11 protein-coding genes and 1 tRNA gene are annotated in these 12,218 nt (G+C 65.6%); 2 read left to right on the forward strand and 10 right to left on the reverse strand.

Going from position 1 to position 12,218, the window contains the following annotated elements; genetic code table 11:
- Positions 1-42: 42 nt before the first annotated feature.
- Positions 43-1,719: a cyclic nucleotide-binding domain-containing thioredoxin-disulfide reductase gene (locus FJ948_RS09005; protein WP_140703454.1), complete on the reverse strand. Its 1,677-nt coding sequence runs from the start codon at positions 1,717-1,719 to the stop codon at positions 43-45.
- 263 nt (positions 1,720-1,982) lie between these two features.
- Here FJ948_RS09005 and FJ948_RS09010 point away from each other — a divergent pair, with 263 nt between their 5' ends.
- Entirely contained in the window at positions 1,983-2,180 is a 198-nt protein-coding gene (locus FJ948_RS09010) for a hypothetical protein (RefSeq protein WP_140703456.1), read from the forward strand.
- A 121-nt stretch (positions 2,181-2,301) separates the two neighbouring features.
- Here the strand turns inward: FJ948_RS09010 and FJ948_RS09015 are convergent.
- The 9 genes from FJ948_RS09015 to FJ948_RS09055 form a co-directional block, all read right to left on the reverse strand.
- Positions 2,302-2,386, reverse strand: a tRNA-Leu gene (locus FJ948_RS09015).
- Between the two features lie 150 nt (positions 2,387-2,536).
- Positions 2,537-3,157 carry a 2,3-bisphosphoglycerate-dependent phosphoglycerate mutase gene (locus tag FJ948_RS09020; protein WP_140703458.1) on the reverse strand — a complete coding sequence of 207 codons (621 nt, stop codon included), beginning with the start codon at positions 3,155-3,157 and terminating at the stop codon, positions 2,537-2,539.
- A gap of 32 nt (positions 3,158-3,189) precedes the next feature.
- Complete coding sequence (gene dapB, locus FJ948_RS09025) at positions 3,190-4,011, reverse strand: 4-hydroxy-tetrahydrodipicolinate reductase (protein ID WP_140703460.1); 822 nt, start codon at positions 4,009-4,011, stop codon at positions 3,190-3,192.
- On the reverse strand, positions 4,008-5,867 hold the full coding sequence (locus tag FJ948_RS09030) for an ABC transporter ATP-binding protein (protein WP_140703462.1): 1,860 nt from the start codon (positions 5,865-5,867) through the stop codon (positions 4,008-4,010). The genes dapB and FJ948_RS09030 overlap by 4 nt, the downstream gene beginning before the upstream one ends.
- A gap of 79 nt (positions 5,868-5,946) precedes the next feature.
- Positions 5,947-6,993 carry a glucokinase gene (locus FJ948_RS09035; protein ID WP_140703464.1) on the reverse strand — a complete coding sequence of 349 codons (1,047 nt, stop codon included), beginning with the start codon at positions 6,991-6,993 and terminating at the stop codon, positions 5,947-5,949.
- A gap of 187 nt (positions 6,994-7,180) precedes the next feature.
- Positions 7,181-8,266, reverse strand: coding sequence for a penicillin-insensitive murein endopeptidase (mepA, locus tag FJ948_RS09040; protein ID WP_140703466.1), 1,086 nt, complete (start codon positions 8,264-8,266; stop codon positions 7,181-7,183).
- 65 nt (positions 8,267-8,331) lie between these two features.
- The gene (locus FJ948_RS09045; RefSeq protein WP_140703468.1) at positions 8,332-9,240 is read right to left on the reverse strand and encodes an SDR family oxidoreductase; all 909 of its coding nucleotides are present in this window, start codon (positions 9,238-9,240) and stop codon (positions 8,332-8,334) included.
- The gene (gene queG / locus FJ948_RS09050; RefSeq protein ID WP_140703469.1) at positions 9,237-10,391 is read right to left on the reverse strand and encodes a tRNA epoxyqueuosine(34) reductase QueG; all 1,155 of its coding nucleotides are present in this window, start codon (positions 10,389-10,391) and stop codon (positions 9,237-9,239) included. The genes FJ948_RS09045 and queG overlap by 4 nt, the downstream gene beginning before the upstream one ends.
- On the reverse strand, positions 10,372-11,064 hold the full coding sequence (locus tag FJ948_RS09055) for a glutathione S-transferase family protein (RefSeq protein WP_015314714.1): 693 nt from the start codon (positions 11,062-11,064) through the stop codon (positions 10,372-10,374). The genes queG and FJ948_RS09055 overlap by 20 nt, the downstream gene beginning before the upstream one ends.
- Before the next feature lie 320 nt (positions 11,065-11,384).
- Between FJ948_RS09055 and FJ948_RS09060 the strand changes: the two genes are divergently transcribed.
- Complete coding sequence (locus tag FJ948_RS09060) at positions 11,385-12,191, forward strand: undecaprenyl-diphosphate phosphatase (protein WP_140703471.1); 807 nt, start codon at positions 11,385-11,387, stop codon at positions 12,189-12,191.
- The last annotated feature ends 27 nt before the right edge of the window (positions 12,192-12,218 follow it).

Genomic DNA, 12,218 nt, shown 5'->3' on the forward strand with positions numbered 1-12,218 from the left:
AAGCATGATCTTTTTCCGAAAACCGGTTCCCCGTTTTCGGGATCATAATTTCGGCGCGTCGGCGGGGCTGCCTTCCCGCGCCAGAAATGCATGCAAGGCAGCGACCACCTGGGCGCCTTCGCCGACGGCCGCCGCGACGCGTTTGACCGAGCCGGAGCGCACGTCGCCGATGGCGAATACGCCGCTGCGGCTCGTCTCCATGCCACTGTTAGCCGATGCTATGTCCGATCCGGTGCGGATGAAACCCCTGGCATCCAGCGCCACGTCGGATTGGGCGAGCCAGTCGGTGTTCGGTTCGGCGCCGATGAACAGGAAGAGATGGCGGATCGGCCGCGTCGTTACCGCGCCGCTTGAGCGGTCGCGCCAACGGACAGTGGCAAGATTGCCTTCCTCGCCGTCCAGCGCCTGGATTTCGGTGCCGGTCAGCACCTCGATGTTCGGCTGCGCCCTGATGCGCTCGACGAGGTAACGCGACATCGAGGCCTCGAGACCGCCGCCACGCGCCAACAGCACCACCTTCCTGACTTGGCTGGCAAGGTACACGGCCGCCTGGCCGGCCGAATTGCCGGCGCCGACCAGTGCCACTTCCTGGCCGCCGCAAAGCCGCGCTTCGATGGGCGAGGCCCAATAATGCACGCATGTGCCCTCGAACGCGGCGAGATTGGCGACATCGAGGCGGCGATAGCGCGCGCCGCTGGCGATCACCACGGAGCGCGTGCGCACCGTCTCGCCGTCGCCGACCGCAAGCTGGTAGCGCGCGCCCTCGCCGGCGGGACCGAGCAGCTTCACCTCGTCGGGGATGACCATTTCGACACCGAATTTCTGCGCCTGATTGTAGGCGCGCGCCATCAGCGCCATGCCGGTAATGCCGGTCGGGAAACCGAGATAGTTCTCGATGCGCGCGGAGGCGCCGGCCTGGCCGCCGAAGGCCCGGCAATCGAGCACGATGGTCGACAGCCCTTCGGAGGCCGCATAGACCGCCGCCGCCAGCCCCGCCGGCCCGGCGCCGACGATGGCAACGTCATAGACTTTGCTGGCATCGACCGGCCGCAACAGCCCGATGCAGCGAGCGAGGTCGTTCTCGCCGGGATTGTGCAGCAGCTTGCCGCTTGGGCAGAGCACGATCGGCAGATGGTGCGGGTCGACATGGAACCGCTCGATCAACGTTTTCGCGCAGGGGTCGCTGTCGGAATCGAGCGCGCGGTGGGGCTGGCCGCTGCGGGCGAGAAAACCCTGCAGCCGCAGGACGTCGCCATTGCCCGGAGGACCGATGACGATCGGCCCGCTGATGCCGCTTTCGAGCAGGCCGACGCGGCGCAGGATCAGCGCCCGCATGACGCGCTCGCCGAGATTGGCCTCCTGCACCATCAGGTCGCGCAAACGCTGCGAGGGGATGACGACGGCCTCGACCGGTTCGACAGCCTCGGCATTGACCAGCGACGGACGGCTGGAGAGCTGCGCCAGCTCGCCGACGAAATTGCCGGGGCCATGGGTGATGATCGGCTCGCGCGAGCCGATCGAGGCCTGCGTGATGGCGACCTCGCCCGACAGGATGAGGATCAGGCCGGGCGAGACCTCACCAGCGGTGACGACAGGATCGCCGGCGGCATAGGTCCGTGCCTCGCCGAACCGGCGCATCCGCTCGACATCCGTATCGCCGAGGATGGGAAACATCTGGTCGCGGCGCGCGGCGATGGTCGGGCTGACGGAAGGGGCCATGGCGCGAGCGTAGCGAAGTGGTGGGGCGGTTTGAAGCGGTTTGTTCGGAGACTGGCCAGAAGGGGAGGGTCTTCACGAAAAGACCGCGTCGCACGGAATGCCGAGGTCAGGCCCAGGTGCAAGCTTTTCGCGTGCATGCGTGCAAACCTCCCCCGGCGCCCCACCCAGATACAATTGAGAAAATAAGATCAACACTTCGGAAAAATTCGAGAAAGGAGCCGTTGGCACACTGTGAGCGTCCTGACACCCTCCTGGAGGCTAATGTGCAAGAAGCCGCGAAATTGCTCACGGCCCTTGGCGACTGCATCGAAGCCATCGAGGCCTATCTGACTGCCGCCCAACGATCGACACTGGACGGTTTGCTGGCTGCCCTTCCAACCCTATCGCCGACGGGAAGCGCCACCATGGTCATGACGGTTTTGGCGCATCGGGAGCTGGATGCCCGACGAAGTACGCATTGAGACCGTTCGGTCGCAGCAGGCTTCATTCGTCATGCCACGAGGGCAAAGTCGCTTTGGCGACGCCGTGGAGACTGAAAACTACGATTGCCGCTGAAGATATCCCGTTGGTAGTCGGGAAAGATGGTGCCCAGAAGAGGACTCGAACCTCCACTCCTTGCGGAACACGGACCTGAACCGTGCGCGTCTACCAATTCCGCCATCTGGGCTGGTGCGGGCTCATGTAAGCGGGCAAGCGATGGCTGTCAACGCGCTTTTTTCGCGGGCCGATGCTCGCCGGCTCAGTTTCGGGCGCCGGCGCCGCCCCTCACCTGCCTGCCGGCATCCTCTCCCCGTATAGTGACGGGGGAGGAACGCTCTCAACCTTCCAGTACTTCCTTGGAAGCCACGGTCGAATCCGCGTTGAGCTGGTAGATGATCGGCACGCCGGTGCCGAGTTCGAGCTTGACGATCTCCTCGCCAGACTTGCCGTCCAGCGCCATGATCAGCGCGCGCAGCGAATTGCCGTGGGCGGCGACCAGTACCGTGCCGCCGCGCAGCACATGCGGCTGCAGGTCGTGCAGGTAATAGGGCCAGACGCGGGCGCCGGTGTCCTTCAGGCTTTCGCCGGCGGGCGGCGGCACGTCGTAGGAGCGGCGCCAGACATGCACCTGCTCTTCGCCCCACTTCTTGCGGGCATCGTCTTTGTTGAGGCCGGAGAGGTCGCCATAGTCGCGCTCGTTCAGCGCCTGGTCGCGGATGGTCTGGAGGTCGCTCTGGCCGACGGCGTCGAGAATGTGCTGGCAGGTTTTCTGCGCCCGGATCAGCGCCGAGGTGAAGGCGATGTCGAATTTCAGGCCGCGCGCCTTGAGCTTCTGGCCGGCGGCCTTGGCCTCGGCGTGGCCCTGTTCGGTCAGGTCGACGTCGCGCCAGCCGGTGAACAGGTTCTTCAGGTTCCATTCGCTCTGGCCGTGGCGCACGAGCACGAGGGTTCTCGACATTTTTGCTCCCTTGGGGTTCGCGGATCGGAAGCTCAGCTTAGGCCGAGCACGTCCCGCATCGAATACAGTCCCGGCTTCTGGCCCCGCGCCCAGAGCGCGGCCTTGACCGCGCCGCGGGCGAAGATGGCGCGGTCCTCGGCATGATGGGACAGCGTGATGCGCTCGCCGGTGCCGGCCAGGATCACGCTGTGGTCGCCGACCACCGAGCCGCCGCGCAACGTGGCGAAGCCGATCGTGCCTTGCTTTCGCACACCCGTATGGCCGTCGCGTGAACGCACGTCATTGCCGGAAAGGGCGATGCCGCGCCCGGCGGCGGCGGCCTCGCCGAGCAGCAGTGCGGTGCCCGACGGCGCATCGACCTTGTGCCTGTGGTGCATTTCAAGGATTTCGATGTCGAAATCGTCGGCGTCGAGCGCGCGCGCCGCCTGTTCGACCAGCACCGCCAGCAGATTGACGCCGAGGCTCATATTGCCCGACTTGACGATGGTCGCGTGGCGGGCGGCCGCGGCGATCCTGGCATTGTCATCGGCCGAGCAGCCAGTCGTGCCGATGACGTGGACGATACGCGCCTGCGCCGCGTACCCGGCGAACTCGACCGTCGAGGCCGGCGTGGTGAAATCGAGCACGCCATCGGCCCTGGCGAAGACCGGCAGCGGATCGTCTGATATCGGCACATTGATGATGCCGATGCCCGCCAGCTCACCGACATCCTTGCCTAGATAGGGAGAATCCGGGCGCTCGACAGCGCCAATGACGCGGGCGCCCGGAATGGTGTGGATGGCGCGGATCAGCGTCTGGCCCATGCGGCCGGCGGCGCCTACCACCACGAGGCCCATATCGCCTGCTTCGCTCATGTGCTCCTCACAGCAGTCTTCTTCGCACGCGTGGCCCGAACCGGAGTTTGGATCGGCTTGCTGTCATCGACAAGCCCCAGTCCCTTCTTGCCCTGGATGCGGTGGAAGCGGGAATAGATGCTGTCCGGGTCGGCCATCAGCGTCGCATGGGTGCCTTCCTCGACCAATCGTCCCTCTTCCAGCACGATGATGTGGTCCGCATTGACCACCGTCGACAGACGATGCGCTATGACGATGGTGGTACGGCCTTCCATGACATGGGTCAGCGCCTCCTGGACGCGGGCCTCCGCCTCGTTGTCGAGCGCCGAGGTCGCCTCATCGAGTAGCAGGATCGGTGCCTGGCGCACGATGGCGCGGGCGATCGAGACGCGCTGGCGCTGGCCGCCGGAAAGGGTCGAGCCGCCTTCGCCGACCGGTGTGTCGTAACCTTGCGGCTGCTGGCGGATGAACTCGTCGGCGGCGGCCTGCGTCGCGGCCTGCTCGATCTCCGCGTCGGTGGCCGATAGCCGGCCGTAGCGGATGTTGTCGCGGATCGTGCCTTCGAACAGATAGGGCGCCTGTGCCACGTAGGCGATGGATTGGCGCAGCGAGTGTTTGGTGACCTTCGCTATATCCTGGCCATCGACTTCGATGCTTCCCTGATCGACGTCGTAAAAACGCTGCAGCAGCGCCACCAACGTCGACTTGCCGGCGCCCGAGGCACCGACGATGGCGGTGACCTTGCCGGCGGCGGCGGTAAAGCTCAGGTCCCTCAGCACCGGCATGTCGGCGTTGTAGCCGAACGTCACATTGTCGAAGCGCACCTCGCCGGTGGTGATCCTGGCCTCGACAGCATCGGGCGCATCGCCCTGTTTCGGCTCCAGGTCGAGCAACTCGTAGATCATGCGTGCGTTGACCAGCGCCCGTTCCATGCCCACCTGTGTGCGCGCCAGGCGTCTTGCCGGATCGTAGGCCATGATCAGCGCGGTGATGAAGGAAAACACCGCGCCCGGCGGCTGCCCGAGATACAGCGCCCGGTAACCGGAATAGGCGAGCACGGAGGTGATGGCGAGACCGCCCAGAATCTCGGAAATCGGCGACAGCCGCTCCGAGACGCGGGCAATCTTGTTGTTCCGCTGCTCGGCCGTGTCCGCCATGATGCCGATGCGGCGCGCCAGCTCAGCCTCCAAGGTAAAGGCCTTGACGATGGCGATGCCTTGTGTGGCCTCCTGCACGGACCCGTTCAGCCGTGAATTGATCAGCACGGATTCCCGGTTGATACGCCGCAGTCGGCGGGTGATGTAGACAACGGCCCAGATCAGCGGAGGGCCGATCAGCAGCGAGCTGAGCGACAGCACCGGATCCTGGTAGATCATGACGCCGACGAGAGCGACCAGCGTGACCGCGTCGCGGCTGATGGAGGTCAGTGTCAGCGACAGCAGATCGCGAACGCCGCCGACATTCTCGCTGACCTGTGCCGCCAGCCGACCCGAGCGCGTATCGTTGAAGAAGTTGACGCCGAGCTTCATCAGATGGTCGAAGGCGCGCTTCTGGTAGCGCGCGACCAGGTTGTTGCCGATACTGGCCAACGCGACTGCCTGGCCGTAACCGGCGAAGCCGCGCAGCAGGGAGGCGCCCATGAAACCGGCGCAGATCAACCAGAGCATATCGCCGCGCCGTTCGTAGAAGATCTGGTTGATCATCGGGGCCATGATCCACGCCGTGAAGGCGGTGGTGCCGGAAACGATCAGCAAGCAGGTGACGGCAACGACATAGGTCCAACGATACTCGTTGCCGTTTTCAGCGAGGATGCGGCGGAGCACCGCCGTGACCTCGCCGGGGGTGGCTTTTTGCTTGTTTGGGTTTTGAAGTGTCAAATCAGAGGGCTTTTGTCGGTTTCCGCTTCCCGTGGCCGGGCAATTCGGCACCCCTATTAGCGCCAAGCAGCCGGCTTGCCTATGCCTTCGAGTGACTAACTTCGTCGCGCCACCGCCGGCCCGCCGTCTGGACGCCGAACAGCGAGGGGTTCCTGGCATAGGCGGCAAGGCCGAGAAGGGCGGCCAGCGGATGGGTTATGACGTAGACGGGCATGGTGCGCATCAGCGCGCTGTGCGGCGCCTTGTCCTCGAAGGCGGCGCGGAAATTGCCCTCCTTCAGCGCCGGCACGATTTTTTGCGCGATGCCGCCGGTGAGGAACACGCCGCCACGGCTCATGAACACCAAGGCAAGGTCGCCCGCCGTACGCCCGAGACAGGTGACGAAGGTCTCCAACGCTTCCTGCGCCACCGGATCGGTCTTGGCCAGCGCCGCACCGGTGACCTCGGCCGGCGTGGTCAAGGGCGCCGGCTTGCCATCGGCCCTGGCCACCGCCCGGTAGACGTTGACCAGGCCGCGCCCACACAGGATCTGCTCGCCCGAAACGCGGCCCTCGAGCTTCTCGATATGCGGGAAAACCTGGTAGTCGCGCGGCGTGCGCGGCCCGATGTCCATATGGCCGCCTTCGCCGGGCACCGGAATCCAGTGGTGCAGCGCGTGGACCAGCCCGGCGACGCCGAGTCCGGTTCCGGGGCCGAGCACGACGCGCCCGGCGTTGGGCTCGGGCGCGCCGCCGCCGATCTTTTCCATATGCTCTTCGCCGAGCGCCACGACGGCCAGCGCCTGCGCCTCGAAATCGTTGAGGACGACGATATCGCTCAAGCCCAGAGTGGCGAACATCTGCCTCGGCTTGACGACCCAGGGACAGTTGGTGAGCTCGATCTCGTCACCATCGACCGGGCCGGCCACGGCCAGTACCGCCGAATTGGGGCGGACGGACGAGCGGTCGAGCACCGCCGCCTGGATCGCCTCGTCGATGGTGTTGTAATTGGCGGTTTGGACGATCATCGGCTCGCCGGCCTCGGAATTGGCGTCGAGCACGATCGAAAAGCGCGCATTGGTGCCACCGATATCGCCGATCAGGATCGGAAACCGCAGCAAAGTCTCGTCATCGGCTGTGCTTGGCATGCTCTCGTCCGTTCCCCGGCGCCCCCAACGGCGCTTTGCCGTTCTTCCGTTGACTAGCGCATGGGTTTGAAAAGGGAAACGGTTTTCGAACCCGCCGGCGTGCAGGGTCGGGTTATGCGGCCAAACGGCCACTGTTTCATGAAAACAGGCCGCTAAACCGATTGAGGCGGCCGATGGCGCCCAACACTCATTTCGCGGGCGGTCGTGGCCGCGGCACCGGCACGCCGACCTCGGGCGTCGCCGTGAAGGCGTTCACCGCGCTTGGCAGGCCGGCCGTCCCGCTTGCCGTGGTGGCGGGCAGCGACGGCGCTTCCGGTTCGGGCGCGGCAACCGCGACTGGCACGGCGCCGCCGTGATAGGTCGCCGCCTCGGCCGAGGCCGGCCCCGGCGCGTCGAGCACGGCCCGGCATTCCTTGGGCAGGTTGGCCATCGTCATCACGTCGCGCGCCTTGGGCGCATCGGGGTTCTTGTTGGGCCGCCACGGCTCCTGGGTGAACCACCAGGCCAGCGGCTTGCCGCAGCCATCGTCATCCGGCGTCGCTTCCTGCGCCTTGCAGGTGGGCGAGCCAGGCTGGCAGCCGATACGCATGTGGAAATGGTAGTCGTGGCCCCAGAACGGCCTGATCTTGCGCAGCCAGGTGCGGTCGCCCTTCACCGTGTCGCAGAGCTTTTTCTTGATGCCGGGATTGACCAGGATGCGCTCGACTTGCGGATAGCTCGCCGCCCGCTTCAGCAACGCCGTGTGCCGCGGCGTCCACAATGCGTCCTTCACCAGATGCGTCTTCTCGTCGACCATCAGCGTGGCGCTCATGGTCTCGCGCTGCGCCCTGGTCATGGTGCGGTCGGGCATCGGCGTCAGCCAGATGTCGGCGTCGAGCCCGATCTGGTGCGAGGCATGGCCCGTCAGCATCGGGCCGCCGCGCGGCTGCGCGATGTCGCCGATCAAAAGGCCCGGCCAGCCATCGGCGGCCGCGTCGCGCGACAGTTGCTCGATCGTGGCGATCATTGCCGGATGGCCCCAGCGACGGTTGCGCGACGGCCGCATCACCTGCCAGGTCGGGCCGTCCATGGGAATGGCGACGCCGCCGGCAAAACAGCCTTTGGAATAGAAGCCGAAGGATTGCGGCGCGGTGGCGGTCGGCAGTTTCTCGGCGCCGAACAGGTCTTTCGCCCGCTCCTCGGCGGCCGCCGGCTGTGCGGCCAGGCCTGCAATGGCCAGCACCACCGCCAACACCGCATTTCTGGCGCCGAGCGATCGCGTCGATGATTTCATGAACCGCACCCCCGTGCCTGCAACCGCCGAATCATACCACGCCAAGCGTCACGCTTCGATCGTCCTCATGCCTTGGCGCCCTTCATCGGGCTGCGCGGCGCGCCGTCGCGCCAGTCGCCGCTTGCCCACATATGGTCGAAGGCGGCGCGGTAGTCGGGAAAGCGAAACCGATAGCCCGCCGCCTTGATCGCCGCATTGGCGACCCGCTTGTTCTCGCCATAGAAGGACCGCGCCATGGGCGAAAGTTGGGCGCCCTCGAAGGGAATTTCGGGCGGCGCCTCGATACCCATCAGCGAAGCGGCGTAGGCGACGACATCCTGCGGCGGCGCCGGCTCGTCGTCGGTGACGTTGAAGATGCCGCCCGTATTGCCGCCGATCAGATGCCAGAGCGCGCCTGCAATGTCGTCGCAATGGATGCGGTTGAACACCTGATCCGGCTTGACCAGCCGCCTTGCGGTGCCGTTTTCCAGATTGACCAGCGCATTGCGCCCCGGCCCGTAAATGCCGGACAGCCGCAGGATCGCCACCGGCCGGTCGATTTCCCTGCCGAACTTCCGCCACGTCTGCTCGGCCTCGACCCGCATGACCGAGCGCTTCGACACCGGCCGGCAGGCGGCCGTTTCATCGACCCAGGCGCCGCCATGATCGCCATAGACACCAACGGTCGAGAGATAGCCGATCCATTGCAGGTCGGGCATCCCTACGATTGCCTCGCGGGTGGCATTCAACACGGGATCGCCGATGTCTTCCGGCGCGACCGAGATCACCAGATGCGTGGTTTTCTCGAGCGTATCGCCGATTTCGTCGGTCAGCACGCCATCGAACAGCAGCGGGGCGATGCCGGCCTGGCGCAGCGCGTCGAATTTTTCCTCGGACCTCGTCGTGCCGAAGACCGTGGCGGCTTCCCTGTTGGCACGGGCAAAGGCCTTGCCGGAATAGCCGGCGCCGAAGATGAAAACCTGCTTTTGGCTCATGCATGCGTCCTGGTTGGCCGCGCCAGGCGCCATTCCTCGCGGACGGCGCCGTCGCTCTCGCTCCGCAGGCCGTCCGCGGCCCGTTCGGCATATTCGGTTTCCGGCACCAGCCGCGCCAGCGCCCAAATTGCCGCGCCCCGCACCAGCGGCGAGGCATCGCCGAGCAGGGACCGTACGGTACCGGCAAGCGACTGTTCGCCGGAATTGCCTGCGGCAATCAGCACGTTGCGGACAAAACGGTCGCGGCCGATGCGTTTGATCGGCGAACCGGAGAAGAAGGCACGGAAGGCAGCATCGTCCAGCCGCAACAGCTCGACCAGCGGCGGCTCGCGCAAATCGTCGCGAGCGGCGAGCTTGGTCTCGGACGCGGCGCGGGCGAACTTGTTCCACGGACAGGCGGCGAGACAGTCGTCGCAGCCATAGATGCGGTTGCCGATTTTCTCCCGAAATTCATGCGGGATCGGCCCCTTGTTCTCGATGGTCAGGTACGAAATGCAGCGCCGCGCATCGAGCCTGTAGGGCGCGGGGAAGGCATCGGTCGGGCAAGCGTCGAGGCAGGCGCGGCAGGAGCCGCAATGGTCGATCTCGGGCTTGTCCGGTTCCAGTTCGGCCGTGGTGAAAATGGTGCCGAGGAACAGCCAGGAGCCATGCTCGCGGCTGACCAGATTGGTGTGTTTTCCCTGCCAGCCCAGACCCGCGGCCTCGGCCAGCGGCTTTTCCATGACGGGTGCCGTGTCGACGAAGACCTTCACATCGCCGCCGGCGCGCGCAACGATCTTGCCGGCGATTTCCTTCAGCCGGCCTTTCATCACCTCGTGATAGTCGCGATTCTGCGCATAGACGGAAATGGCGCCCCGCTCGTGCCGGGCCTGCAGGTCGCGCGGATCATGGTCAGGCCCGTAATTCATCGCCAGCACGACGATCGAGCGCACGTCGGGCCAAAGCGTCGAAGGCTCGCTGCGGCGTGCGATCGTCTCGGCGATCCAGTTCATCGAGCCATGAAAACCATCGGCGACGAATTCGGCAAGCCGGGCCGGCGCCAGCGGGATGGCGTCGGGAGCGGTGACGGCAATGGCATCGAAGCCGGCGCGCCGCGCCTCCGCGTCGATCAGCGCACGCAGTTTTGCCGCGTCAGAAGTCGAGGTCCGCATAATGCGACACCGGCGACAGGCCGCGCACGCGGTCGGTCAAGAGCGGCCGGAACGAAGGCCGCGACTTCACCCGCGTGTACCATTCGCGCGCGGCGGGATGTTCGCGCCAGTCGATCTCGCCAAGATAGTCGAGCACAGAGAGCGTCGCGGCGGCCGCCAGGTCGGCATAGGTGACCCTGCCGCCGGCCAGCCAGTGGCGAGTGCCGGCCAGCCAGTTGGTGTATTTCATGTGCTGGCGGATGTTGGCGCGGGCGGCGCGAATGGCGCCTGAATCGGGCGAGCCGCCGCCGGCGGTTTCCGGCATCACCGGCTTCAGCACGCGCTCGCGCACGAGGTGGCGGGTGACCTCGCTCTCGGCCTTGTTGAGATACCAGTCGATCAGCCGGCGGATTTCGGCGCGCTGCATCGGGTCTTCGGCGAACAGCCGCTTGTCGCGCTTGAGCACGCCGCGCGTCTCGTCGAGATATTCGGAGATGACGGTCGCGCCGATAATGGGCACGTCGCCCTCAGCGAGCAGGATCGGCAGCGTGCCGGCCGGGTTCAGCGCCAGGAACTCCTTGCGCCGCGTCCAGGGCTTCTCCTCGATCAGCGCCAGCTCCTCGCCGTACTCGCCAAAGGCCAGGCGGACGAAGCGGCAGGTGGCGAACATGGGGTGATGGAAAAGCGTCAGCATGGTTCCGCGATGATAAAGCGCACTGGTGTGGTTTGGATTTGAAGTTCCTGTCCCCTCAACGGCATCCGCGTTCAGGAACTTCAAATCCAAACCACACCAGAACTTGAGTTGGCAGTGTGGCTCAGAACCCGGAATTCGCGCATCGCGCTCGTCCCAGCTATGGCGAATTCCGGATTGCCACACTGGCGAATCGCAGGGCGCACCGGTAAGTCTTGGCCGCCCGGTTAGCGGCCGTCAGGGGTGCTGCGACCTATAGGGGGACTTCAACGCCATGACAAGCAAGCCGTGCCGTTAGCCGTCATGCAAATGCCGAGGTAGAAATGGAAAGCCAGACCATCGTCGAAGCCCTGCTGCTCGGCCTGTTGGAGGGACTGACCGAATTCATACCGGTGTCCTCGACCGGCCATATCCTGCTCGCCGGCCATTTCCTCGGCTTCCAGTCGACCGGCAAGGCCTTCGAGATCCTGATCCAGCTCGGCGCCATCCTGGCGATCCTGAGCGTCTATTTCCGCCGGCTGTGGCAGATGCTGCTCGACCTGCCGCATGACCGACTGACGCGGCATTTCGTCATCGGCATCCTCATCGCCTTCCTGCCGGCGGCGATCATCGGCGCGCTGGCGCACGACTTCATCAAGACGGTACTGTTCGAATCGCCACGACTGATCTGCATCATGCTGATCATCGGCGGCGTGGTGCTACTGGTCGTCGACCGCATGAATCTCAAGCCCGTCTATCGCGACGTCGAGCGGTTTCCGACCCGACTTTACCTGCAGATCGGGCTGTTCCAGTGCCTGTCGCTGATCCCCGGCACCTCGCGCTCGGGCTCGACCATCGTCGGCGCGCTGCTGCTCGGCGTCGACAAGCGCGCGGCGGCGGAATTTTCCTTCTTCCTCGCCATCCCGACCATGGTCGGGGCGTTTGCCTTCGACCTGTTCAAGAACCGCAACGTGCTTACCTCGGCCGACCTGCCGATCATTGCGATCGGCTTCGTCGCCGCCTTCGTCACGGCCTTGGTCGTGGTGCGCTACCTCCTCGATTACGTCTCGCGCAACGGCTACTCGCTGTTCGGCTGGTGGCGGCTGGTTGTGGGGATCATCGGGCTGGTAGCGTTGATGATCTGGGGATGAGCGCAGCGACCGGTTCGGTTGGAGCCA

This window comes from Mesorhizobium sp. B2-3-12 (assembly GCF_006442205.1).
GTDB lineage: Bacteria > Pseudomonadota > Alphaproteobacteria > Rhizobiales > Rhizobiaceae > Mesorhizobium.

Excerpts from the sequence above, each read along its gene's own strand:
- dapB (WP_140703460.1), bottom strand. The coding sequence starts at position 4,011 with ATGAGCGAAGCAGGCGATATGGGCCTCGTGGTGGTAGGCGCCGCCGGC.
- queG (WP_140703469.1), bottom strand. The coding sequence starts at position 10,391 with ATGCGGACCTCGACTTCTGACGCGGCAAAACTGCGTGCGCTGATCGAC.
- FJ948_RS09055 (WP_015314714.1), bottom strand. The coding sequence starts at position 11,064 with ATGCTGACGCTTTTCCATCACCCCATGTTCGCCACCTGCCGCTTCGTC.
- FJ948_RS09060 (WP_140703471.1), top strand. The coding sequence starts at position 11,385 with ATGGAAAGCCAGACCATCGTCGAAGCCCTGCTGCTCGGCCTGTTGGAG.
- FJ948_RS09005 (WP_140703454.1), bottom strand. The coding sequence starts at position 1,719 with ATGGCCCCTTCCGTCAGCCCGACCATCGCCGCGCGCCGCGACCAGATG.
- FJ948_RS09035 (WP_140703464.1), bottom strand. The coding sequence starts at position 6,993 with ATGCCAAGCACAGCCGATGACGAGACTTTGCTGCGGTTTCCGATCCTG.
- mepA (WP_140703466.1), bottom strand. The coding sequence starts at position 8,266 with ATGAAATCATCGACGCGATCGCTCGGCGCCAGAAATGCGGTGTTGGCG.
- FJ948_RS09020 (WP_140703458.1), bottom strand. The coding sequence starts at position 3,157 with ATGTCGAGAACCCTCGTGCTCGTGCGCCACGGCCAGAGCGAATGGAAC.
- FJ948_RS09045 (WP_140703468.1), bottom strand. The coding sequence starts at position 9,240 with ATGAGCCAAAAGCAGGTTTTCATCTTCGGCGCCGGCTATTCCGGCAAG.